Origin of the sequence: Halonotius aquaticus (genome assembly GCF_003605575.1) — an archaeon.
Lineage (GTDB): Archaea > Halobacteriota > Halobacteria > Halobacteriales > Haloferacaceae > Halonotius > Halonotius aquaticus.
Genome location: NZ_QKNY01000018.1, coordinates 244,143 through 261,828 on the forward strand (window position 1 = coordinate 244,143; position 17,686 = coordinate 261,828).

Here is a 17,686-nt window from a genome sequence, read left to right on the forward strand (position 1 = left end):
GTCGCTGTCGTCAGTCTCGCGGTCGGGTGGCCGACCACGCGAGGGTCCATCCGGCAGCGAGCAACGCGAGGAGCGCGCCGGCGACACCGAAGCCGGGGATCTGCTCGCTCGTCGCTGATGGTGTGAGCCCGGGGGCGAGCTCTCGCAGTCCGTCGGTCGTCGGCGCGTGGACGATCCGCACCCGGGTGCCGTCGCGTTCGATCCCGTAGGCCCCGGCGAAGGCATCGTCGTCAAGTTCGTAGATGCCGGGATCGGTTTCAGTTGCGTTGCGCGCCGTGAGAATGGCTGTATACGCGCGGTGGAACTCGGTGGCGTCATCAGTCGTCTCCCATTCGGTTGTCCAGACGTAGCCGTCGTCGTCGCCGCGGCGGTAGGGGACGAGCGCGTCGCCAGCCCAGCCGTCGGAGGGTGGCGCACTGTAGGTTCGGCTGTCGTAGTCGCCCTCGGATTCATACAGCGTCCCCGGATCAACGGTATTGGCTCGGACGGTCGTCGCCTGGTACCAGAACATGACGAAGATCGACGCCTCGCCGGCGACCTCAGTGCCGTTGCGGCCCGGTTGGGTGTAGCGTTGCCAGCCGGCGGTCGCCGTGGTCGACGGCTCAATGGGCGAGATGTTGAGTGGTTCGCGGTGGATGATCTCGCTGGTCGTCGTCGGGGGATCGACCATCCGCTCGTCGACACCCGCCCACCCCTCTGTGGTGACGATCTCGTGGACATACCCCGGGCCGTCGGAGTACGGCTGGAGGACGACCGTGAGGATGCCGCGGTTGCTCGCCCCACCCTCGCCGCTGGTCGGGGACGCTCGCTGACACCGCCAGCGATCATCGTCACAGCGTTGTCTGTACAGATCCTCGATGTAGCCTGCTTCGCCCTCATAGAGGCCAGTCACCGCCAGATCGGCGTCCTGTGTTTCGCCCCTGAACCGGGGGCTGGTGAGGTCGTGGCGTTGATCCTGCAGGGCGTGGGTCAACTCGTGAATCAGCGTCGCCTCGCTGACCCGCGGGGCATCAGGATCGTCGGCGACGATGACGATCTCGTCGCGTGTCGGGCTGTAGAGCCCGTTGACCGAGCCGGTCAGCGTGTCGGTGATCGCCGTCTGTGTGCTGGTGTTGTCGCCAACGATGAACAGCGCCTTCCAGACCTGATCGTTCCAGCGGGTGTATCGCCGGTCGGAGCCGTTGGGTGCCAACTCATCGCGGCCGAACGTCTCGCTGTCGACAACCCGGATCGGCACCGATTCCGTGAAGGGTTCGCCGCGGAGGTACTCCACGCGAGCCATCGAGCGGGCCAGCAGGCGATCGCGTTCAGCGGCGTCCAGCCCGTCGACCTGCGTGACGTTGATCGGATCGTCATGGCAGATCCCATCGACACAGCCGAGGCTCGTGTTTGCGGACTGCGAGTGGCTAGTCGGGGTTATCGGTGGCGACGGTGGCACCCCGACTGATGTCGCGGGCGTTGCTGTCGACGCTGCTGTCGCGGGTGCTGCTGTCGCCGCCGCTGCTGGAACGACAGTGCTGATGGCAAAAAAGACAAAGGCGACGACAAGCAGCGATCGACCGCGGCGATCCATACCGATCACACGTAGCCGGGCCTCAAGAACGTTACTCGGCGTCGAAGTCCCGGCGCATGGCGATCTCGAACCACGGACAGAGTCGCAGTTGGCGGTACCACTCTGGGTGTTTGTGGAGGTGGTCGTAGTCGACCCACAACAGACCGCCGATCTCCTCCTCGTCGGGATCGAGCGTCGTATCTTCGAGCGTCACCTGCAGGACAGCACAGACCTCCCACTCGACGCCAGCGTTCTCATAGTAACGTTTGTACTCAAATCGGTCGGTAAGCTCGACCTCGTCGTACTGGTCGGGAGTGACGCCGAGTTCCTCTTCGAGTCGCTGGATCGTCGCATCGACCTGGCTTTGGCCCTCGACGGGATGGGAGGCGACGGTGCCGTCCCAGTGGGTATCCCAGAGGCGTTTTTCCGGGCTGCGCTGGGCGAGCAGGAGTCGCCCCTCGCCGTCGAAAACGAGACAGGTAAACGCCCGATGACGGATCCCATCGCCGGTGTGGGCGTCGAGGCGGTTGACCAACTCCTGTTCGGTGTCGTCGGCGTCGACGGCGATCACGTCCTGGCCGGCGTTTGCGTGGCGGTCGTCGCCCGCGTCGTCAGCACTCATAGGTTGGTATGTACACAGCGGGGTCAATAAGGGTTCGATACGGGTCGCAGCAGGGTTCCGTGGTAGCAATCAGATGAGACTCAACAGTTCAAGCACGATATCAGCCGCCCACTCGTACCACGACCGCGAGTCGCTGTCGGTGTCCTCGTCGTCGGCCATATCACAACGAATTCGGAATCTAACAAAGTGTTTGTGACGCTCTACCCGAGCCGTTCATCGAGAATCAGCCGCGTTTTCGTTCCCTTGACCTCGTCTAACTCGCGGGCTTGGCTGATCAGGTCGTTGACGGCTTGGGTATCGACGCAGTCGACGACGAGAACGATATCGTCCTCGCCGGAGACCTGCCAAACGAAATCGACCTCCTCCCAGTCGGCCATCCGCTCGGAGACCGCGCTGGTGGTGACGTTCATGTCGACGGAGACTTCGATCATCGCCTTCACATTCCCGGTGCGCGTGGTAACGGTGAACCGCTCGATGATCCCCTCACTGGTAAGCCGATCGACGCGGTTGCGCACGGTGCCCTCCGAGGTGCCGATCTCGTCGGCGATCTCGGTGTAGGGCGTCCGGGCGTCCCGCCGTAGGATCGAGAGGATCTGCCGGTCGAGATCGTCCATGCCGTGAGATGTGCCGGCAGGCCCTTACCGATTACGAATTTCGTAACGAATCTTCGAACGACGCACTTATTAGCGATCACCGATACGTATCTCGTAATGTCAGACGCCTACATCGCGTTAGCCGACGGTCGCGTGCTGGAAGCGCGCTGCCGTGCGCCGGGCACCACCCGCGGCGAACTCGTATTCACAACCGCCTATACGGGCTATGAGGAAAGCCTCACCGATCCCTCCTACGAGGAGCAGGTACTCACCTTCTCGTATCCGCTAATCGGCAACTACGGGGTGCGCGCCGACCGCTTCGAATCGAGTCGCATCCACCCGCGTGCCGCCGTCGCCCGCGAGTTCACCGAGGAGATGGCAACCTGGTTCGAATCTGAGGGCGTCCCCGCGATCGATCACATCGAGACGCGTGATCTCGTCACCTCCATCCGCGAAGATGGCGCGATGAAATGCGGGATCGCCGCCGGCGAGGACGTCACCCCGGAAGACGCCAAAGCCGAACTCGACCAGTGCAAGGAGATGAGCGACCATACCGAGATCGGCCAGCAGGTGACCACGCCCGAGCCGACCGTCCACCGCGGCGGCGGCGAGGCCGACGTGGCCCTCATCGACTGTGGCGCGAAGGGATCGATCATTGATTCGCTCACGGAGCGCGGCGCGGACGTCCACGTCCTGTCGTGTCAGACCGCCGCCGAGGAGATCCGCGAGCTCGATCCCGATGTGCTGTTTATTTCCAACGGACCGGGCGATCCCGCAAACTTCCAGAACGCCCAGTCGCTCGTCGAGGCGTTCGCCGGGGAAATTCCGATCGCCGGCATCTGTCTCGGCCAGCAGATCGTCGCCCGCGCCTTCGGCGGCGACACCGAGAAGATGGCCTTCGGCCACCGCGGCGTCAACCAGCCTGTCCGCGACCTTGAGACCGATCAGGTCGTCATGACGACCCAAAACCACGGCTACACCGTCTCCGACCCGGGCGATCTTGTGGTCACCCAGCGCAACGTCAACGACGACACCGCAGAGGGGCTGGCCGACGACGAACGTGGGATCATCACCCGCCAGTATCACCCTGAAGCCAACCCTGGCCCACACGACTCGCTTGGCTTCTTCGACGACGTGTTGGCGATGGTTGATACGCAGTCGGCTGTCACCGCCGACTGAGGCGCGGCGTCAAAACGACCACAGAGAACGACCGGGTCGAATCGACCACCGCGAGCCGGAAATCGGCAGTCGTTTACTGCTTGCTGATCGAGGTGTTGGCATCATGGCTGACGTGCTCGATCAAGATCTTTACGAGCGAACCAAGGCATTACTCGAACCCGGCGACATCGAGTTGGCGGGTGTCATTGTCCACACCGATCTCTCGGGTGAGGAAGACCTCGAAATGCAGGAGCTCACCGTCGACCTCAACGATGTGATCGCCGCCCACACAGACAAGGGTGAAAGCTACATCTACGCCGGCAACGACGACCCCGAGTTCGCCTCCAACCAGTTCCACGGGCGAACCCTAGAGGACGATGAATTCGTCTGGGAGTGCCAGCAGCTACTGCGAGACGGGCGGTTTCATCTCGTCTTCTACTATGAGGCAACCGCCGACCACGAGGCGATCATCGAGGCGATGGAAGACCGCGATCTGTCGGTGACCCCGGTACCGTAGTTGAGCGCCGACAACAGGTCGTGGCGACGATAACCGAGAGGTTGACACGGCTGGCGATCCAATCGGTTGTATGGCAGAGACGACGTTGCGGGAGTTTCTCAGCACGGATGCCCTGCTGTTGGCGACAGTGTTGCTCGTCGGCGTCGCCGGCTCCGGGGTCGCCCGGTGGAGCCTCGGCCAACTCGGGTTCACGACGCTGGGGGAACTGGTCTATATCGCCGGCTACGGCGGGATGGTTGTCGTCGTCTGGTATGGCTGGATTCGGCCGCTGGATATCACCGGCCCGGAGTAATGACAGTCCCAATACAGATGGGAAGGCGAGACACCGGCAGTTGCGGCGACAGAGAACGGAACTTTAATGCGCGTTTCAACGACACCTCCTACTAGGCATGCTGCCGTTATTCATCGACGCGATCCTGGTCGACTACAACATCGGGCAGTTCCTGCTGCTCGGGTTCGTCCTCACGACCCTCGGTGCACTCCCACTGAAATCACAACAGGTGATCGGCATCAACACGATGCTGTTCGGCGTGATCTTCGTGTTGACGCCAGCGTCGCTGCTGCCAAACGTCTACCTCTTTTTGGGGTTGACGCTGTTGGTCATCGGCCCGATGGTCTACGTCACCGCCCGTGGATGACGATCGCGGGCCGATGAGCACGACGGCAGCCACCGGCCGGCGGCGGCCGGCTTCGCTACCTTTTTCGGGCGACTGCGATAACCCCAACGCATGATTACGGTTCGGGCCCCGGCGACGAGCGCGAACCTCGGCAGCGGCTTCGATGTCTTCGGCGTCGCCTTCGATCGGCCGGCTGACATCATCCGCGTCGAACGCGCCGAGCAGACGACCATCGACATCACCGGGGTCGGCAGCCAGTATATCCCGACTGATCCCGACGCCAACACCGTCGGCGCGGTCGTCGACGCCTTAGACGCGCCGGCCCACATCGAGATCGACAAAGGCGTCCGGCCAGCCTCGGGGCTGGGCTCCTCGGCGGCGTCGGCAGCCGGCGCGGCCGTCGCGCTCAACGAACTCTATAATCGCGGGCTCAGCCGATCAGAGCTCGTCCCCATTGCCGCCGAGGGCGAGGCCGTCGTCTCCGGGACGGCCCACGCCGACAACGTCGCCCCATCAATCCTTGGGGGCTTCACGATCGCCACCGCCGACGGGGTCGAATCCGTCAGCACCGACATCTCGCTTGTCGCCTGTCTGCCGGAGATCGCCGTCTCGACGCGGGATGCCCGCCGGGTCGTCCCCGAAACCGCACAGATGGCGGAGGTCGTCGAGACCGTCGGCAACGCGGCGACGCTGGCTGTCGGGATGTGTCGCGGCGATCCTGATCTCGTCGGTCGCGGAATGGATGATCCGCTGGTGACGCCCGCCCGCGCGGAGTTGATCACCGGCTACGACGCGGTTCGCGAGGCCGCTGTCGACGCCGGCGCAACTGGCGTGACCGTCAGCGGAGCCGGCCCGTCGGTGCTGGCGGTCTGTCGTGCACGCGATCAGCGGGCGGTCGGGAGTGCGATGTTGACGGCGTTCGACGACCACGAGGTCGATGCCCGCGTCTATCAGACGCAGGTAAGCGACGGTGCGACGATTCTGTAGCGTATGCAGTCGTTGTCACTGAGAGACGAGTAAACAGAAGCGAGAAGAAAACGGCGCGAACAGCGCAGCCGGAAATACCGCGTTAACAGCGTTGCTATTGTGCCGAGTTAGACGCCGCGACCCTGCAGTTTTTCATCCTCGTCGAGATCAACGTTCGCCTGGCCGCGCATTCCTTTGCCAGGATCCTTGGCGATCTCTTTCAGGGCCTCGGGGTCGTCATAGTTGTTGACCGCGGCGACAACTGAGGTGCCCATCGCTTCGGGGTTCTCCGCGCCGAAGATGCCCGAGCCGACGAAGATGCCGTCACAGCCGAGCTGCATCATCAACGCGGCGTCAGCGGGCGTGGCGATCCCGCCGGCAGCAAAGTTGACGACCGGCAGCCGGCCCATCTCGGCGGTCTCGTGGGTCAGCTCCCGCGGCGCGCCGTGTTCGCGGGCCCACTCGTCGCGTTCCTCGTGGGCCATCCCGGTGAGCTTGCCGATCGATCGCTGGATGTTGCGCTGGTGGGTGACCGCCTGGTTCACGTCGCCGGTGCCGGCCTCGCCTTTGGTGCGGATCATCGCCGCGCCCTCGTCGATCCGCCGGAGTGCTTCCGGGAGATTTCGGGCTCCGCAGACGAACGGCGCGGTGAACTCGGTTTTGTCGATGTGGTAGCGGTCGTCGGCCTGCGTGAGTACCTCGCTTTCGTCGATCATGTCCGCGCCCGCGGCTTCGAGAATCTGAGCCTCGGCGGTGTGACCGATCCGGCATTTGCCCATCACCGGGATCGACACCTCCTCGGCGACCTCCTCCAGCGCGCCGGGGTCGGCCATGCGGGCGACGCCGCCACGTTTGCGGATGTCCGCGGGAACGGATTCGAGATGCATTACCGCGACCGCGCCGGCATCCTCGGCGATCCGGGCCTGTTCGCGGTTGACGACATCCATGATGACGCCGCCTTTCTGCATCTGTGCGAAGCCGCGTTTGACCAACGACGTGCCACGCCGCAGCGTCTCTAAATCGGTTGCCTCCGACATACCTACTGTAGGGGACGAGCACACTTAACGGGTGCTTTTCTTGGGATTATGACGAATGAGACAAGCGGTTGTCGGCGGACAGCACGGTCGCTCAAAGCCGTGTCACAGCTGAATCAACGAAAGAAATCGAAGCGGAAAATCGGCGTGGCGACTACTCGTTGCCGAACATCTGGCGCATCATCGGATGCATCTCCATGAGTTGCTCTTCGGCGATCTCCTCGTACAGCTTGTACGTAATGGAGACCGTCAGCAGCAGCCCTGTACCGGAGACATTCCCGATGGTGCCGAGCATGTTCGCCATCACCGCAAGCAGGCCGACCAGCGCGCCGCCGATAACGGTCACCTGCGGGATGTACCGCTCCATGACCTTCTCGACGACCTGCGGGTTCCGCCGGAAGCCAGGGATCTGCATCCCAGAGTCTTGAATCTGCTCGGCGGTCGCCTCCGGGCCCATCCCGGTGGTTTCGACCCAGAAGATCGCAAAGATCGCCCCGCCGACGATCATGAAGATCAGGTCGATCCCGACCCGAATCCCGATCTGCCAGGGGTCGATCCCGCCGGGCGTCAGCCCGAGGAACCACATCCAATCCTGCCGCGATTGGATCGGCGCGAGGTAGTAAAACAGCCCGCCGATCGGCTGGCCGTCACTGTACTGACCGAGGATCGCCGGCAGCCCGTTGCCAAGCTGGCTGTAAAGGATCTGGCCGACGAACTGGATGTTCGCCTGCAACGCCCGCACGAGGATCATCGGTAGGACGCTCGCGTAGATCAGCTTCACCGGGAACCGGCCACGGGCCCCGCGAACGCGGGTGTGGCTCAGCGGGATCTCAACTCGCACCGATTCGGCGTAGACGACGATCACGAAGATCAACAGTGTCGTGAACAACGCCAGGATGCTTCCCGGGTCGAACAGAATGCTCTGGAACCACTGGCCGGTAAACGTCGGCCCAAGCGAGAGGTCACCAAAGAGAATTCCGTACCAGCTCGCAAGGATCCCGGTTGTCGTGCCGAGGCCCTGCCAGCTGAGGATCCCACCGATGAGCTGTTGGCTCACGCCGGCGATAATGAAGAGGCCGACACCGGAGCCGACCCCCCATTTGCTGACGATCTCATCCAAAAACAGGATGAGAATGCCGCCAACGAACACCTGCGCGAAGATGATCAGCTGCACCCCAAAGGTGCCAACCCCAAGCGATTGGCCAAGGGCTTGATTCGCTGGGAGGAAGCCGCCGCTGAACACCATCGGCGCGGCGGTCAGTGCCGTCATGACGACGACGAGGAACTTCTGGAGCCCCTGATAGAGGATCTGATCGCGTGGATCATTCTCCGTGTCAAGGCCAAGGAGGTTCGCACCACCGAGCAGCTGCAAGACGATCGAGGCGGTGACGATCGGGCCGATCCCGACCTGCAGGACTGAGCCCTGCCCGCCGGCAATGATCGAGCGGAACTGTCCGAAGATGTCGCTGCCTTGGCCACCCAAACCGAACAGCTGGATGTTCGTCAGGAAAAAATACACCATGAGGACACTCGCGGTCCACAGGAGCTTCCGTTTGAACGGCACGTGCCCCTCCGGCCGTGCCACTGTCGGCATGCGGGTGAGAACCGGTTCGGCGGCCTCCTTCCAACCCATGTATTAGTCCTCGTCAGAGTCGTCGTTTACATCTTCCGCTTTCTGGCCTGCTTCGGTGAGTTCCGCCGCACCGCCAGCCTCCTCGATGAGTGCCACCGCGTCGGCGCTGAAGGCGTCGGCGGTGACAACCAGTTCGTTGCGAACCTGGCCGTCGCCGAGCACCTTCACCACATCGACATCGTGGCCGGCGTCGGCAACGTCGCGGGCGTCGATGACGTAGGCGTCACCGTCGGTCTCCGCGACGCCGTCGGCCGCCAGCAGTGCCGCGTCCTCATCGAGTTTCTGGACGCTGATCTCCGCAACCGAATCCTGCAGCGAATCCGGTCGGGTGAACCCGTGTTTGCCGATCGGCTTGTAGTTGTGGAACTCGTGTTTGTCACGACCCGCGCGACCGCGACCGCCACGGTGACCGGCACCGCGCCGGTTTTTGTGGGAGCCGCCGCTGTGGGTGCGGGAGCCGCGTTGTCTGCGTTTTTTCGATCCCATTATCGCATCGCCTCCAGCAGCGCGTCGATATCCTCGGTCTCATGGCGACCCAGCTGGCCGCCCTCGATGACCGGGTGTTTGATGCCGTCGTGACCGCCGCGTGGCGGGTGCAGTCGGACGACCGGGGCGAGGCCTTCCTCGCGAAGCGTCGTCTCTTCGTCGACGAGGGCTTCGGCAAGCGCGTCGACATCGGCGTAATCGGTGTTGTCGGCGACCCACGCGTCATCGATGTCGCCGTCGCCCGTCTCGGGCTCACCGCGGCGACGCAGCAACGTGGCCACCGTCTCGACGCTCGGTTCGCCGAAGGCCACGTAGTCGTTGACCTTCGTGATCATGCCGCGGTAGGTGTCGGTCTCGGGGACAAACGTGACGTGGTTGCTGCTGTGGAGATTCAGCATCTCCAGAGTGTCACGCACGCCCTGTGACATGTTGACCTCACCGCGGAGCTGAACGATCGCTTGCATTATTCGTTGGCCTCCTGTTGCACCGCTTGTGCGCGCTGTGGTGTCCGCGCCTCGCCGGCGTTCTCCAGGGCGTTGTAGGTCGCCTTGGCGAGATTGAGCGTCGTCCGGGTGTTGCCGTGAGACTGTGTCCAAGCGTCCTGGACACCGGCGAGCTCAAGGATGTGCCGGACGGTTTCGGCTGCGGCCAGTCCCAGCCCCTGTGGGGCGGGCTTGATCTGGACGGTCACCGAACCGGCCTTCCCTTCGGCCGTCCGGGTCAGGGAGTTGACGCCACCGGCGGAGTCCTCCCAAGACCCCGAGCCACGGTCGACCTTGATGATGTTCATCTTGGCGACGTCGATGGCTTTCTCGATGGCACCGCCGACCTGCTCGTCGCGGGCCTGGGCGTAGCCGAGATAGCCATCACGGTTGCCGATGACACAGACACAGCGGAACTTGACCCGGCGACCCGAGTCGGTCATCCGCTGAACCATGTTGATGTCAAGCACCTCATCTTCCAGCCCCGGGAGGAGCTGGTCGACGAGTTCGGGCTCCTTCAGCGGGAGGCCGGACTCCATGGCCTGATCCATCGTCGTGATATCGCCGTCCTGTACCTTGCGGCCGAGCCGCGTGCGCGGTTCCCAGCCGTCGTTGTTACTTTGGCTCATACGTCCTCCTGCAGTGTCTCGAGCACATCGTCGAAGTGCTCAGGTAGTTCAGTGGCGTCGAAGTCCCCGCTGTAGAGCGGCTCGTCGAGCTGCTCGGCGTAGTCGGCGATATGCTCGCCGCGATTACGCGACCAGTCGGCTAACACGTCGTCGCTGTGGGGGATGTCGAGGCCCGCGTCGATCGCTCCTTCCTGTACCGAAAACACCTTGTTACCCGGCGTTGCCGTGTGCAGCCCGATGTCGAGGACGGCCTCGCTGTGGCCCTCCGCGACTGCGCGGCTGCCCAAGAGGTACCCGGTCAGATACGCGCTGGGAACGTTGCCCGTTGGGGCCTCCCAGCCGTAGTCGTCGAGCTCCTCGCTTGTGGCGGCAACGTGGGTGATATCGCCGTTAGGGCCGGTGGTGATCAGCTGCGCCCTGACGTGGCTGTTGCTCGTCCGAGCGACCAGACGGGGATTGCCGGATTTCAACAGGCGCAACCGCTGGTGGTAATCAGTGCGACCCTCACGGCGGCGGCGCATCGGCACGCTGTATCGTGGTCCAGTTGCCATTATGCGTTCACCTCAATGCCGTAGTTCGTTCGCACGTACGCTTCCAGCCGGTCAACACTGTCAAACTCGCCACCGCTGGCTTTGTTGTACAGCTCGCGGTACTGTGTTCGGTCGATCGTTCCGTCCTCGCGAAGCTCCTTGAGGCGGGCACGCTGGGCGCGAATGCGGGCGACCCAGTCGTCCTTCCGTGCCTCACGGGCCCCGGATTTCCCTTTGCGGGAGCCGGCGCCGGTCTGGTGGCCGTAGGAACGCTTTTCGGCGCGTTCGCGGGCTCGGCCACGGGAGTTCGTCTTCGCGTCTTTCGCCCGAATGATCCCCTCGTCGACGAGCTCGCGGATGTCGTCGCGGGTGATCGCTTCGGCGATCTCTTCTTGTTCACCGGGATCGAGCCAGACGCGGTTTTCGCCAACATCGAGGATGTCAGCGGCCAGCCGCTTCTGGGAACCAAGATCAGTCATCGGATTCGACCTCCACTTCGATGTAGGTTGGGTTCAGCACGCGGATCTCCTCGTCTTCACAGATCTCCTCGATCCGTTCACGCTTCCGCTCGCCGACCTTGCTGGCGATCCGTACCGCTTGGGTGTCGCCATCAACGTCGTCGAGGTCGTCGGTGTTGTGGACACGGACTTCCTCGAAGCCGCTGGGGTGGAGCCCACGGGCGGCTTTCGGCGATCGGAACCCGGGGGCGACCTTCGGGCCGCGGCTCTTCATGCCGCGTCGCTGTTTCGAGAGGGTACCACGCGGCGCGCGCCAGGATTCCGGCGTGCGCTTTTTCATGTGGTAGTCATCTCGCTTGAAGGCGGGTTTGCCCTCACGTCGTTTTTGCTGGAGTGCTGATTCGGTCTCCTCGTCAAGCTCGGGCGTCTTGTCAGCGTGACCGCGGGCCCGAAGCTCGGTTTCGACATCCTCGTCGGGTTCGGCCTCGTCGGCTTCCTCCTCGGTGTCGTCTTCGACCTCGGCCTCGGTCTCCTCGCTGACTTCGAGGTCGCCGACGCCGGCTTTGATTCGCGCCGCAAGTGCGTTGCCAACGCCGTCGACATCGCTGAGTTCGCCCTGGCTGGCGGCCTGAATGTCCTCAACGGACTCGTAGCCGGCCTCGCGCAGTGCGTCAGCCTTCGAGGGGCCAACACCACTGATGTCCTCCAGCTCTTCGGGGGTATCGTCGGCCATCTCAGGCACCTCCTGCCTTCGCCGGCTTCTCGACGATGTAAACCCCATCCTGGAAGACGCGGTTGTCCTTGTCGGTGACCTTCGTCAGCTGTTCGATGTCGGCGGCGGTCTGCCCGACAGCCTCCTTGTCGGAGCCCGTCAGGGTGATCTCCTCGCCGTCGATCTGTACCTCGGTGTCGCCGCGGATCGGCGTCCGTCGGGCCGCCTTCTCCCCGAGGAAGTTCTCGATGACGACCTCGTCGCCGTCGACATCGACCTGCATCGGGAAGTGGGCGTAGTGGACTTCCATCTTGTACTCCCAGCCGTCGGTGACGCCGTGAACCATGTTGCGAACGTGGCTCTCGAAGGTGCCGACCGTCGCGGTGGTCTTGGCGTCCTCGGCGTCGGTCGAGATGACGACTTCGTCGTCTTCGACGCTGACGTCGACATCGGGGTACCAGAGGCGGCGTGAAACGCTGCCGTCGGGCCCCTCGACGGTGAGGTCGAGATGATCGACCGTCGCGGAGACGTCGTCCGGAAGTGTGATTGTTGTACTGGTCATTGTTAGTAGACGTATGCGATCACTTGGCCACCGATGCCCTGTTCGCGGGCCTCGTAGTGGCTCATGACGCCGTGGCTTGTTGTGACGATGAGAGAGCCGTAATCGCGGGCCGGGAGGAACCGCTTCTCCCATTTCTCATAGCCGTCTGCCCCAACCGAGTAACGGGGTTTGACGATGCCACATTCGTTGATCGCGCCTTTCAGTTCGACCTCGAACTCGCCGGCTTTGCCGTTGTCGACGAACTCGAAGCCGTCGATGTATCCTCGGTCGTAGAAGACCTCAAGGATCGAGCCGATCGTGTTCGAGGCGGGCTGTACGGTGATACCGAGATGGCCGACGCTTTCGGCGTTATCGATGCCCGAAAGCGCGCTGGCCAGTGGATCGTTGCCTGCCATAGTTAGCTGTACTTCCTGAATCCCATATCGCGGGCGACCTCACGGAAACACTGCCGACAGAGGTTGATGTCGTACTTCCCGACAAGCCCCTGTTTGCGCTCACACCGGCGGCACTCAAGCTGCTGGCCGGTCTCGGTGTCGGCGGCGTCCGTGGTTGTCTCCTCGCTGTCGTCGCTTGTCTGTTCGCTCTGACTCATTCGTCGACCTCCACGTCAAATTCGGATTCGAGGTACGCCGTTGCGTCCTCGGGGGTCATCCGGTGTTCGGACGGGATCGACCGCGTCTCCCGATCACGTTTCGAGACCCGGTAGCCCGGCCGGACGAGCGTGACGGTCACGTCAAGCCCGTAGATACCGATCTGTGGGTCGTACTCCTGGCTCGGGAACTCGGTGTGTTCGGCGATCCCGAAGCTGATGTTCCCGGTGTCGTCAAACTGACTTTGGGAGATATCAGCAAGCGGCAACGCCGTCTCCAGGAAGGCCTCGGCGGCCTCGTCGCGGAGCGTCGTCTTCGCACCGATCGGATCGCCCTCGCGGATTTCGTACTCCTGGACGGTCTGTTTGGCGAGCGTGCGAACGCTCTCCTGGCCGGTGATCTCTTCGAGGATCTCCTGGGCGTTCTGCAGTTCACGCCCACCTTCGCCGACGCCCATGTGGACGACGACCTTCTCGATCCGTGGCTGGCGCATCGGGTGGAACTCTGCTGCTGATTCGCTCATTCGGCATCAGCCTCCTCGTCGACGTCGTCAGCCGCATCGTCGTCGGCAGCGTCGCTGCCGGCGGCGAACTCGCTGTCGTCGTCGACGAAGTTCTCGTCGATGACGACGACGTACTCTTCGACCGTCTCGAAGCCGCCGCTCTCGTTGTTCGCGTACACCGTGTTGGAGCCGCTGCCCTGTGTGACAACGATCTCATCGATCTCGCCGATGTCGCCGGCGTGTTGGCCGTCGACTGCGGTGACGAGCGCGCCCTCCTCGTAGGTGAAGTGGGCGACGATCGATTTGTCGTCGTTGTCGATGACGAGCGAATCGTTCGTCGCGTACTCGCTGGCATCCTCGACGCGGACGTTGGTGCCGTCGTGGAGTGTCAGCTGGAAGTCGCCACCGGTGACCTGCTCCTTGCGGTCGATCTTCCCGAGGCGGCTGCCGGCGGCGTCGCCGTCGATCGGCGTCAGCGCGAGCCGGCCACCCTCATCGGGGAAGACCCGGTAATACTCCTCGCGTTCGGTGAAGGCGATGATGTCGAACATGCCGATCGGTCGGCGTTCGTCGCTGATCGCATCGCCGTTGACGAGGATCGAATCCTGGTTGAGCGCGTAGCGCGCTTCCTTCTTGGAGTCAACATACCCCAGCACGTCCCGCAGCAACACGAGCAGCGGCACCCCGTCTTCGCCGTGGGGGCCAGCCCCTGCTTTGACCGTGTATTTCTCGGTCTTGCGTTCGACCGGCCACGAGTTCGGCACTGAGAGTCGTTTCTGGTGGTTGCTCATGCGCTATCCTCCTCGCCGCTGAGTCGGGCCTCGCGCCGCTCGTCCTCAAGAGTCAGCGCGGTCACGGTGACGTTGCTGGCATCGAGTGGCCGGGGAACCTCTTCGCCGTCGGCCGTCTCGATGGTCACGTCTTCGACGTGAATGACAGCGTCCTTGAGGTCGACAGTCAGCACCTCACCCTCGGTGCCGGCGAAATCGCCGCGCTGCACCTCGACGGTGTCGCCCGCGTTGACGCGGACGCTGCGGCGATCGTACTCCTCGCGGAGGTCGCTCGACAACGGGGCCATGACCTGCTTGTGTCGCTCGTGGAGCGACGCGGTCGCGTCGGCCTGTCGTTGTTTGTGTGGTTGTGTCGTCATACGATCATACTCGCCGTGGATGCGATGCTCCCGAAGCGTTCGGCGACTTCGCGTGCGATGGGCCCCTTGATGTCGGTGCCGCGGGGCTCCTCGTTTTCGTCGATGAGGACGGCCGCGTTGTCCTCAAACTTCATGCGAATGCCGTCGGGTCTGCGGATCGGCTTGCGCTGACGGACGACGACCGCCTCCAGCACCTGCCGCCGCATTTCGGGCGTGCCCTTGGTGACCGAAACGGTCACCTTGTCGGCAAGCCCAGCTTTGGGGTGTCGATTCTTCGTTCCGGAGTAGCCAGCCACGCTGATGACGCGCAGTTCGCGCGCGCCACTGTTGTCGGCACACGTGATCAGCGAGCCCTTTTCGAGGCCCTGTGTCACGTCAGCTTTGAGGGCCTCCATCAGGCATCGCCTCCGGTTGCGACGACAACGTGGGATTTCGTCTTCGACAGCGGGCGGGTCTCCGCGATTGTTACTTCGTCACCAACATCGAGTCCGTCGAGTACGCCGGGAACGTGGGCCGGAATACGGGATCGGCGTTTCATATACCGATCGTATTTGGGCACGAACACGTCGTACTCCTGCTCGACGATGACGGTCTTTGCCATATCCGTCGAGACAACAGTCCCACTGCGGGTCTGGCCTCGAACGGGTAGCTGTCCGTAGAACGGACACGTCTCGTAGTCATACGCCTCCGGGTTTTCGGGTTCCGGGGGCATGGGTACGTCAAGTCCTATCGCCATTTCGAATCTCCTGTGCGTTCAGTCCGCGCTGCAGGCCGCGCACACAAGGTGTGTCCATCCACCGTTACGTAGACTCCGCCCTCGCATCCACCCGCGAAGGGGTTTGCGGAACATCCCGACGGCCAAGACTGACGGGGGCGAACCCCCGCAGTATCCTCGCCGAGTTCGAACGGAGACCCTGCGGCCCGAGGGGCCTGAGAGCCCGCTGTGGCGTCTGCCACACCGGCCGCAGCGGCTTCATCTGTGTCGCCTGCAGTCTGGTCAGCGGTCGATACATCGAGTGCCATCTCGAATGTTGTCCCCGCCTTGGGGACGCGTTTCTCACCCGAGTCAGTCGCAACGACGAACGTTTGCATCGTCTCGCTGACGACGCGGCCGCTGAGCCCGACAAGGTCGGGGTTGGGCGCGTCGGCGACCCTGATCGGGACGCCGATGAGTTCGTGTCGCGTGAGTGTCTCGGGTGTGAGTGGCATCGTTATTCCTCAGTCTCGTCTGCGTCGCCGTCGAGATCGCCCTCTTCGCGCTGGATCGTCTTGATCCGCGCGATGGCCCGCCGAAGCTTTTTGAGCTTGGTCGGATCCTCAGGCACGCCACCGGCGGCCTGCAGGGCTTTCGTGTTGAGCAGCTCGGTTTCGAGCTCTTCGAGTTCGACCTCGCGCTCGGCGGCCGTCATGTCGCGGAGCTCCTCGGGTCGGATGATCGCCATCAGTTATCCGCCTCCTTCTCGTCGGCGTCGTCTGCGTCTTCCATCTCCTCGACGAGGTCGGCGGCCTCTTCGGCCACATCCTCGTCAAGGTCTTCGTCGGCAACGGAGTCGCCGTCGCCATCGTCGGCGTCAGCTGACTCGTCGGCGTCGCCGTCGTCCGCATCGGCATCGTCGTCATCGTCAGCAGCCGACTCCTCGTCGTCGGTCTCCTCCTCGATGACCTCCTCGACGATCTCCTCGTCGATCGCCTCGGCGGGATCCTCGTCGGGAACCTCAACATCCTCATCCTCGCCGGGTGCGGCCTCATCGGGCTCGCCGGCAAGCAGCTCCTCGACGCTCTCGTCATCGTCGGCGTCGACGACCGCCTGCTCGACGGGTTCGAACTCGACGTCCTCGTGGATGGCGAAGTCGTCGGGCAGCGTTGCGCCCGGCGGGATGATCTTCACGGTCACGCCGATCGTGCCGAGCTTCATCACGGCGACGCCCTGGCCTTCGTCGACCACGTCTTGGGCGGGTTCGCCGTTGTGTTTGATGTAGCCACGGTTGAACTTCTCCACGCGTGAGCGTGCGCCCGTGACCTTGCCGCTGAGGACGATCTCCGCGCCGAGCGCGCCGGCTTCCATGATCCGGTCGATCGTGGTGTGACCGGCTTTCCGGAAGTACCAGCCGCGTTCGAGCGCGTTGGCGAGGCGGTCGGCGACGATCCGGGCGTTGAGATCCGGCTCGTCGACCTCCTGCACATCGACCTGCGGATCGTCCATCCCGAACTCCTCGGTAAGGGTGGTGGTAATTTTCCGAATATTCTTCCCACCCTTGCCGATGACCATCCCTGGCTTCTCGGCTTTGAGGACGATCTGGGTGCCCATCGGCGTTTTGGCGATATCCATCCCGCCGTAGCCCGCCCGGTCGAGCTCTTCCTGGAAGAACTCGTCAATCTGGGCGCGCTGGAGGCCGTTTTCGATGAACTGCTGTTCGTCGGCCATCAGTTCTCCTCCTCCGGTGCTTCAAGCACCAGCTCAACATCACAGAGCGTGGTGTTCGAGGGGCTGGCGCGGCCAAAGGCTCGTGAGGTACGGCCCTGCTGTTCGCCCACCTTGTGGGGGGCGACGTGGACGATCTCCATGGCCGGGCCATCGAAGCCCTGCTCGGTGCCGTTGTTGCGGGCGTTGATCAGGAGCTTCTTGAAGTCCTCGGCGGCCTTCTCGGGGTAGCGGCCGGCATCCCAGCCGTCGATATCCGAGCGGTGACCGACACCGGTGTTGTGTTGTTTGAACGGCACCGACCGCTCCTCGGCGATGACCGCATCGAGGTACTCCAGGGCCTCGCTGACGGGCATCCCCTTGATCGCGCGGGCGATGGCCTTGCTGTGCTTCAGGCTGATGGGCCGCTCCCGAAGCATCGCTTTCGCGGTGGTGTCGGGGTCGGCCTCGACGCTGTAGTTGATTCCCATA

Annotated in this window: 28 protein-coding genes; 5 read left to right on the forward strand and 23 right to left on the reverse strand. The window is 63.5% G+C overall.

All coding sequences use genetic code 11. The annotated features are described in order from the left end of the window. Positions 1-10: 10 nt before the first annotated feature. From DM826_RS10810 to DM826_RS10820, 3 genes are all read right to left on the reverse strand, one after another. Complete coding sequence (locus DM826_RS10810; RefSeq protein ID WP_120103435.1) at positions 11-1,573, reverse strand: Hvo_1808 family surface protein; 1,563 nt, start codon at positions 1,571-1,573, stop codon at positions 11-13. A gap of 31 nt (positions 1,574-1,604) precedes the next feature. Next, positions 1,605-2,174, reverse strand: a complete 570-nt coding sequence (locus tag DM826_RS10815; protein ID WP_120103436.1) for an NUDIX hydrolase — start codon at positions 2,172-2,174, stop codon at positions 1,605-1,607. 200 nt (positions 2,175-2,374) lie between these two features. Further along, on the reverse strand, positions 2,375-2,788 hold the full coding sequence (locus tag DM826_RS10820) for an Lrp/AsnC family transcriptional regulator (protein WP_120103437.1): 414 nt from the start codon (positions 2,786-2,788) through the stop codon (positions 2,375-2,377). A 96-nt stretch (positions 2,789-2,884) separates the two neighbouring features. Between DM826_RS10820 and carA the strand changes: the two genes are divergently transcribed. The 5 genes from carA to DM826_RS10845 all read left to right on the forward strand — a co-directional run bounded on the left by carA (position 2,885) and on the right by DM826_RS10845 (position 6,046). Next, a complete protein-coding gene (carA, locus tag DM826_RS10825) occupies positions 2,885-3,946 on the forward strand; it encodes a glutamine-hydrolyzing carbamoyl-phosphate synthase small subunit (protein WP_120103438.1) in 1,062 nt (353 codons plus the stop codon). Between the two features lie 103 nt (positions 3,947-4,049). Further along, positions 4,050-4,442: a DUF5778 family protein gene (locus DM826_RS10830; protein ID WP_120103439.1), complete on the forward strand. Its 393-nt coding sequence runs from the start codon at positions 4,050-4,052 to the stop codon at positions 4,440-4,442. Positions 4,443-4,512: 70 nt separating this feature from the next. Further along, positions 4,513-4,734, forward strand: a complete 222-nt coding sequence (locus DM826_RS10835) for a hypothetical protein (protein WP_120103440.1) — start codon at positions 4,513-4,515, stop codon at positions 4,732-4,734. Between the two features lie 97 nt (positions 4,735-4,831). Continuing rightward, a complete protein-coding gene (locus tag DM826_RS10840) occupies positions 4,832-5,080 on the forward strand; it encodes a hypothetical protein (RefSeq protein WP_120084019.1) in 249 nt (82 codons plus the stop codon). A 90-nt stretch (positions 5,081-5,170) separates the two neighbouring features. Further along, positions 5,171-6,046, forward strand: coding sequence for a homoserine kinase (locus tag DM826_RS10845; protein ID WP_120103441.1), 876 nt, complete (start codon positions 5,171-5,173; stop codon positions 6,044-6,046). Positions 6,047-6,153: 107 nt separating this feature from the next. On the opposite strand, the gene pdxS is transcribed toward DM826_RS10845, so the two are convergent. The 20 genes from pdxS to DM826_RS10945 form a co-directional block, all read right to left on the reverse strand. Next, positions 6,154-7,062, reverse strand: a complete 909-nt coding sequence (pdxS, locus tag DM826_RS10850; RefSeq protein ID WP_120103442.1) for a pyridoxal 5'-phosphate synthase lyase subunit PdxS — start codon at positions 7,060-7,062, stop codon at positions 6,154-6,156. A gap of 151 nt (positions 7,063-7,213) precedes the next feature. Beyond that, a complete protein-coding gene (gene secY / locus DM826_RS10855) occupies positions 7,214-8,692 on the reverse strand; it encodes a preprotein translocase subunit SecY (RefSeq protein ID WP_120103443.1) in 1,479 nt (492 codons plus the stop codon). A gap of 3 nt (positions 8,693-8,695) precedes the next feature. Continuing rightward, on the reverse strand, positions 8,696-9,178 hold the full coding sequence (locus tag DM826_RS10860) for an uL15m family ribosomal protein (protein ID WP_120103444.1): 483 nt from the start codon (positions 9,176-9,178) through the stop codon (positions 8,696-8,698). Next, positions 9,178-9,642: a 50S ribosomal protein L30 gene (rpmD, locus tag DM826_RS10865; RefSeq protein ID WP_120103445.1), complete on the reverse strand. Its 465-nt coding sequence runs from the start codon at positions 9,640-9,642 to the stop codon at positions 9,178-9,180. Before rpmD ends, DM826_RS10860 begins: the two co-directional genes overlap by 1 nt. Continuing rightward, on the reverse strand, positions 9,642-10,289 hold the full coding sequence (locus tag DM826_RS10870; RefSeq protein ID WP_120103446.1) for a 30S ribosomal protein S5: 648 nt from the start codon (positions 10,287-10,289) through the stop codon (positions 9,642-9,644). Before DM826_RS10870 ends, rpmD begins: the two co-directional genes overlap by 1 nt. Then, a complete protein-coding gene (locus DM826_RS10875; RefSeq protein WP_120103447.1) occupies positions 10,286-10,840 on the reverse strand; it encodes a 50S ribosomal protein L18 in 555 nt (184 codons plus the stop codon). The genes DM826_RS10870 and DM826_RS10875 overlap by 4 nt, the downstream gene beginning before the upstream one ends. Next, positions 10,840-11,298, reverse strand: a complete 459-nt coding sequence (locus DM826_RS10880; protein WP_120103448.1) for a 50S ribosomal protein L19e — start codon at positions 11,296-11,298, stop codon at positions 10,840-10,842. The genes DM826_RS10875 and DM826_RS10880 overlap by 1 nt, the downstream gene beginning before the upstream one ends. After that, on the reverse strand, positions 11,291-12,010 hold the full coding sequence (locus DM826_RS10885) for a 50S ribosomal protein L32e (RefSeq protein ID WP_120103449.1): 720 nt from the start codon (positions 12,008-12,010) through the stop codon (positions 11,291-11,293). Before DM826_RS10885 ends, DM826_RS10880 begins: the two co-directional genes overlap by 8 nt. Before the next feature lies 1 nt (position 12,011). Continuing rightward, positions 12,012-12,551: a 50S ribosomal protein L6 gene (locus tag DM826_RS10890; RefSeq protein WP_120103450.1), complete on the reverse strand. Its 540-nt coding sequence runs from the start codon at positions 12,549-12,551 to the stop codon at positions 12,012-12,014. Positions 12,552-12,553: 2 nt separating this feature from the next. Then, positions 12,554-12,946, reverse strand: coding sequence for a 30S ribosomal protein S8 (locus DM826_RS10895; RefSeq protein WP_120103451.1), 393 nt, complete (start codon positions 12,944-12,946; stop codon positions 12,554-12,556). Positions 12,947-12,948: 2 nt separating this feature from the next. Beyond that, positions 12,949-13,143, reverse strand: a complete 195-nt coding sequence (locus DM826_RS10900; protein WP_120103452.1) for a 30S ribosomal protein S14 — start codon at positions 13,141-13,143, stop codon at positions 12,949-12,951. After that, entirely contained in the window at positions 13,140-13,664 is a 525-nt protein-coding gene (locus tag DM826_RS10905; RefSeq protein WP_120103453.1) for a 50S ribosomal protein L5, read from the reverse strand. Before DM826_RS10905 ends, DM826_RS10900 begins: the two co-directional genes overlap by 4 nt. Next, positions 13,661-14,434, reverse strand: a complete 774-nt coding sequence (locus DM826_RS10910) for a 30S ribosomal protein S4e (protein WP_120103454.1) — start codon at positions 14,432-14,434, stop codon at positions 13,661-13,663. The genes DM826_RS10905 and DM826_RS10910 overlap by 4 nt, the downstream gene beginning before the upstream one ends. Further along, on the reverse strand, positions 14,431-14,793 hold the full coding sequence (rplX, locus tag DM826_RS10915; RefSeq protein WP_120103455.1) for a 50S ribosomal protein L24: 363 nt from the start codon (positions 14,791-14,793) through the stop codon (positions 14,431-14,433). The genes DM826_RS10910 and rplX overlap by 4 nt, the downstream gene beginning before the upstream one ends. Beyond that, the gene (locus DM826_RS10920) at positions 14,790-15,188 is read right to left on the reverse strand and encodes a 50S ribosomal protein L14 (RefSeq protein ID WP_120084042.1); all 399 of its coding nucleotides are present in this window, start codon (positions 15,186-15,188) and stop codon (positions 14,790-14,792) included. Before DM826_RS10920 ends, rplX begins: the two co-directional genes overlap by 4 nt. Continuing rightward, on the reverse strand, positions 15,188-15,529 hold the full coding sequence (locus DM826_RS10925; RefSeq protein WP_120103456.1) for a 30S ribosomal protein S17: 342 nt from the start codon (positions 15,527-15,529) through the stop codon (positions 15,188-15,190). Before DM826_RS10925 ends, DM826_RS10920 begins: the two co-directional genes overlap by 1 nt. Continuing rightward, entirely contained in the window at positions 15,520-16,002 is a 483-nt protein-coding gene (locus DM826_RS10930; protein WP_120103457.1) for a ribonuclease P protein component 1, read from the reverse strand. The genes DM826_RS10925 and DM826_RS10930 overlap by 10 nt, the downstream gene beginning before the upstream one ends. Before the next feature lie 2 nt (positions 16,003-16,004). Beyond that, positions 16,005-16,235 carry a 50S ribosomal protein L29 gene (gene rpmC / locus DM826_RS10935; RefSeq protein ID WP_120103458.1) on the reverse strand — a complete coding sequence of 77 codons (231 nt, stop codon included), beginning with the start codon at positions 16,233-16,235 and terminating at the stop codon, positions 16,005-16,007. Next, positions 16,235-17,218, reverse strand: a complete 984-nt coding sequence (locus tag DM826_RS10940; RefSeq protein ID WP_120103459.1) for a 30S ribosomal protein S3 — start codon at positions 17,216-17,218, stop codon at positions 16,235-16,237. The genes rpmC and DM826_RS10940 overlap by 1 nt, the downstream gene beginning before the upstream one ends. Further along, the gene (locus DM826_RS10945; RefSeq protein WP_120103460.1) at positions 17,218-17,685 is read right to left on the reverse strand and encodes a 50S ribosomal protein L22; all 468 of its coding nucleotides are present in this window, start codon (positions 17,683-17,685) and stop codon (positions 17,218-17,220) included. The genes DM826_RS10940 and DM826_RS10945 overlap by 1 nt, the downstream gene beginning before the upstream one ends. Position 17,686 lies beyond the last annotated feature (1 nt).

Coding starts and splice junctions, on each gene's coding strand:
- DM826_RS10810 (WP_120103435.1), bottom strand. CDS start 1,573: ATGGATCGCCGCGGTCGATCGCTGCTTGTCGTCGCCTTTGTCTTTTTT.
- DM826_RS10815 (WP_120103436.1), bottom strand. CDS start 2,174: ATGAGTGCTGACGACGCGGGCGACGACCGCCACGCAAACGCCGGCCAG.
- DM826_RS10820 (WP_120103437.1), bottom strand. CDS start 2,788: ATGGACGATCTCGACCGGCAGATCCTCTCGATCCTACGGCGGGACGCC.
- carA (WP_120103438.1), top strand. CDS start 2,885: ATGTCAGACGCCTACATCGCGTTAGCCGACGGTCGCGTGCTGGAAGCG.
- DM826_RS10830 (WP_120103439.1), top strand. CDS start 4,050: ATGGCTGACGTGCTCGATCAAGATCTTTACGAGCGAACCAAGGCATTA.
- DM826_RS10835 (WP_120103440.1), top strand. CDS start 4,513: ATGGCAGAGACGACGTTGCGGGAGTTTCTCAGCACGGATGCCCTGCTG.
- DM826_RS10840 (WP_120084019.1), top strand. CDS start 4,832: ATGCTGCCGTTATTCATCGACGCGATCCTGGTCGACTACAACATCGGG.
- DM826_RS10845 (WP_120103441.1), top strand. CDS start 5,171: ATGATTACGGTTCGGGCCCCGGCGACGAGCGCGAACCTCGGCAGCGGC.
- pdxS (WP_120103442.1), bottom strand. CDS start 7,062: ATGTCGGAGGCAACCGATTTAGAGACGCTGCGGCGTGGCACGTCGTTG.
- secY (WP_120103443.1), bottom strand. CDS start 8,692: ATGGGTTGGAAGGAGGCCGCCGAACCGGTTCTCACCCGCATGCCGACA.
- DM826_RS10860 (WP_120103444.1), bottom strand. CDS start 9,178: ATGGGATCGAAAAAACGCAGACAACGCGGCTCCCGCACCCACAGCGGC.
- rpmD (WP_120103445.1), bottom strand. CDS start 9,642: ATGCAAGCGATCGTTCAGCTCCGCGGTGAGGTCAACATGTCACAGGGC.
- DM826_RS10870 (WP_120103446.1), bottom strand. CDS start 10,289: ATGAGCCAAAGTAACAACGACGGCTGGGAACCGCGCACGCGGCTCGGC.
- DM826_RS10875 (WP_120103447.1), bottom strand. CDS start 10,840: ATGGCAACTGGACCACGATACAGCGTGCCGATGCGCCGCCGCCGTGAG.
- DM826_RS10880 (WP_120103448.1), bottom strand. CDS start 11,298: ATGACTGATCTTGGTTCCCAGAAGCGGCTGGCCGCTGACATCCTCGAT.
- DM826_RS10885 (WP_120103449.1), bottom strand. CDS start 12,010: ATGGCCGACGATACCCCCGAAGAGCTGGAGGACATCAGTGGTGTTGGC.
- DM826_RS10890 (WP_120103450.1), bottom strand. CDS start 12,551: ATGACCAGTACAACAATCACACTTCCGGACGACGTCTCCGCGACGGTC.
- DM826_RS10895 (WP_120103451.1), bottom strand. CDS start 12,946: ATGGCAGGCAACGATCCACTGGCCAGCGCGCTTTCGGGCATCGATAAC.
- DM826_RS10900 (WP_120103452.1), bottom strand. CDS start 13,143: ATGAGTCAGAGCGAACAGACAAGCGACGACAGCGAGGAGACAACCACG.
- DM826_RS10905 (WP_120103453.1), bottom strand. CDS start 13,664: ATGAGCGAATCAGCAGCAGAGTTCCACCCGATGCGCCAGCCACGGATC.
- DM826_RS10910 (WP_120103454.1), bottom strand. CDS start 14,434: ATGAGCAACCACCAGAAACGACTCTCAGTGCCGAACTCGTGGCCGGTC.
- rplX (WP_120103455.1), bottom strand. CDS start 14,793: ATGACGACACAACCACACAAACAACGACAGGCCGACGCGACCGCGTCG.
- DM826_RS10920 (WP_120084042.1), bottom strand. CDS start 15,188: ATGGAGGCCCTCAAAGCTGACGTGACACAGGGCCTCGAAAAGGGCTCG.
- DM826_RS10925 (WP_120103456.1), bottom strand. CDS start 15,529: ATGGCGATAGGACTTGACGTACCCATGCCCCCGGAACCCGAAAACCCG.
- DM826_RS10930 (WP_120103457.1), bottom strand. CDS start 16,002: ATGCCACTCACACCCGAGACACTCACGCGACACGAACTCATCGGCGTC.
- rpmC (WP_120103458.1), bottom strand. CDS start 16,235: ATGGCGATCATCCGACCCGAGGAGCTCCGCGACATGACGGCCGCCGAG.
- DM826_RS10940 (WP_120103459.1), bottom strand. CDS start 17,218: ATGGCCGACGAACAGCAGTTCATCGAAAACGGCCTCCAGCGCGCCCAG.
- DM826_RS10945 (WP_120103460.1), bottom strand. CDS start 17,685: ATGGGAATCAACTACAGCGTCGAGGCCGACCCCGACACCACCGCGAAA.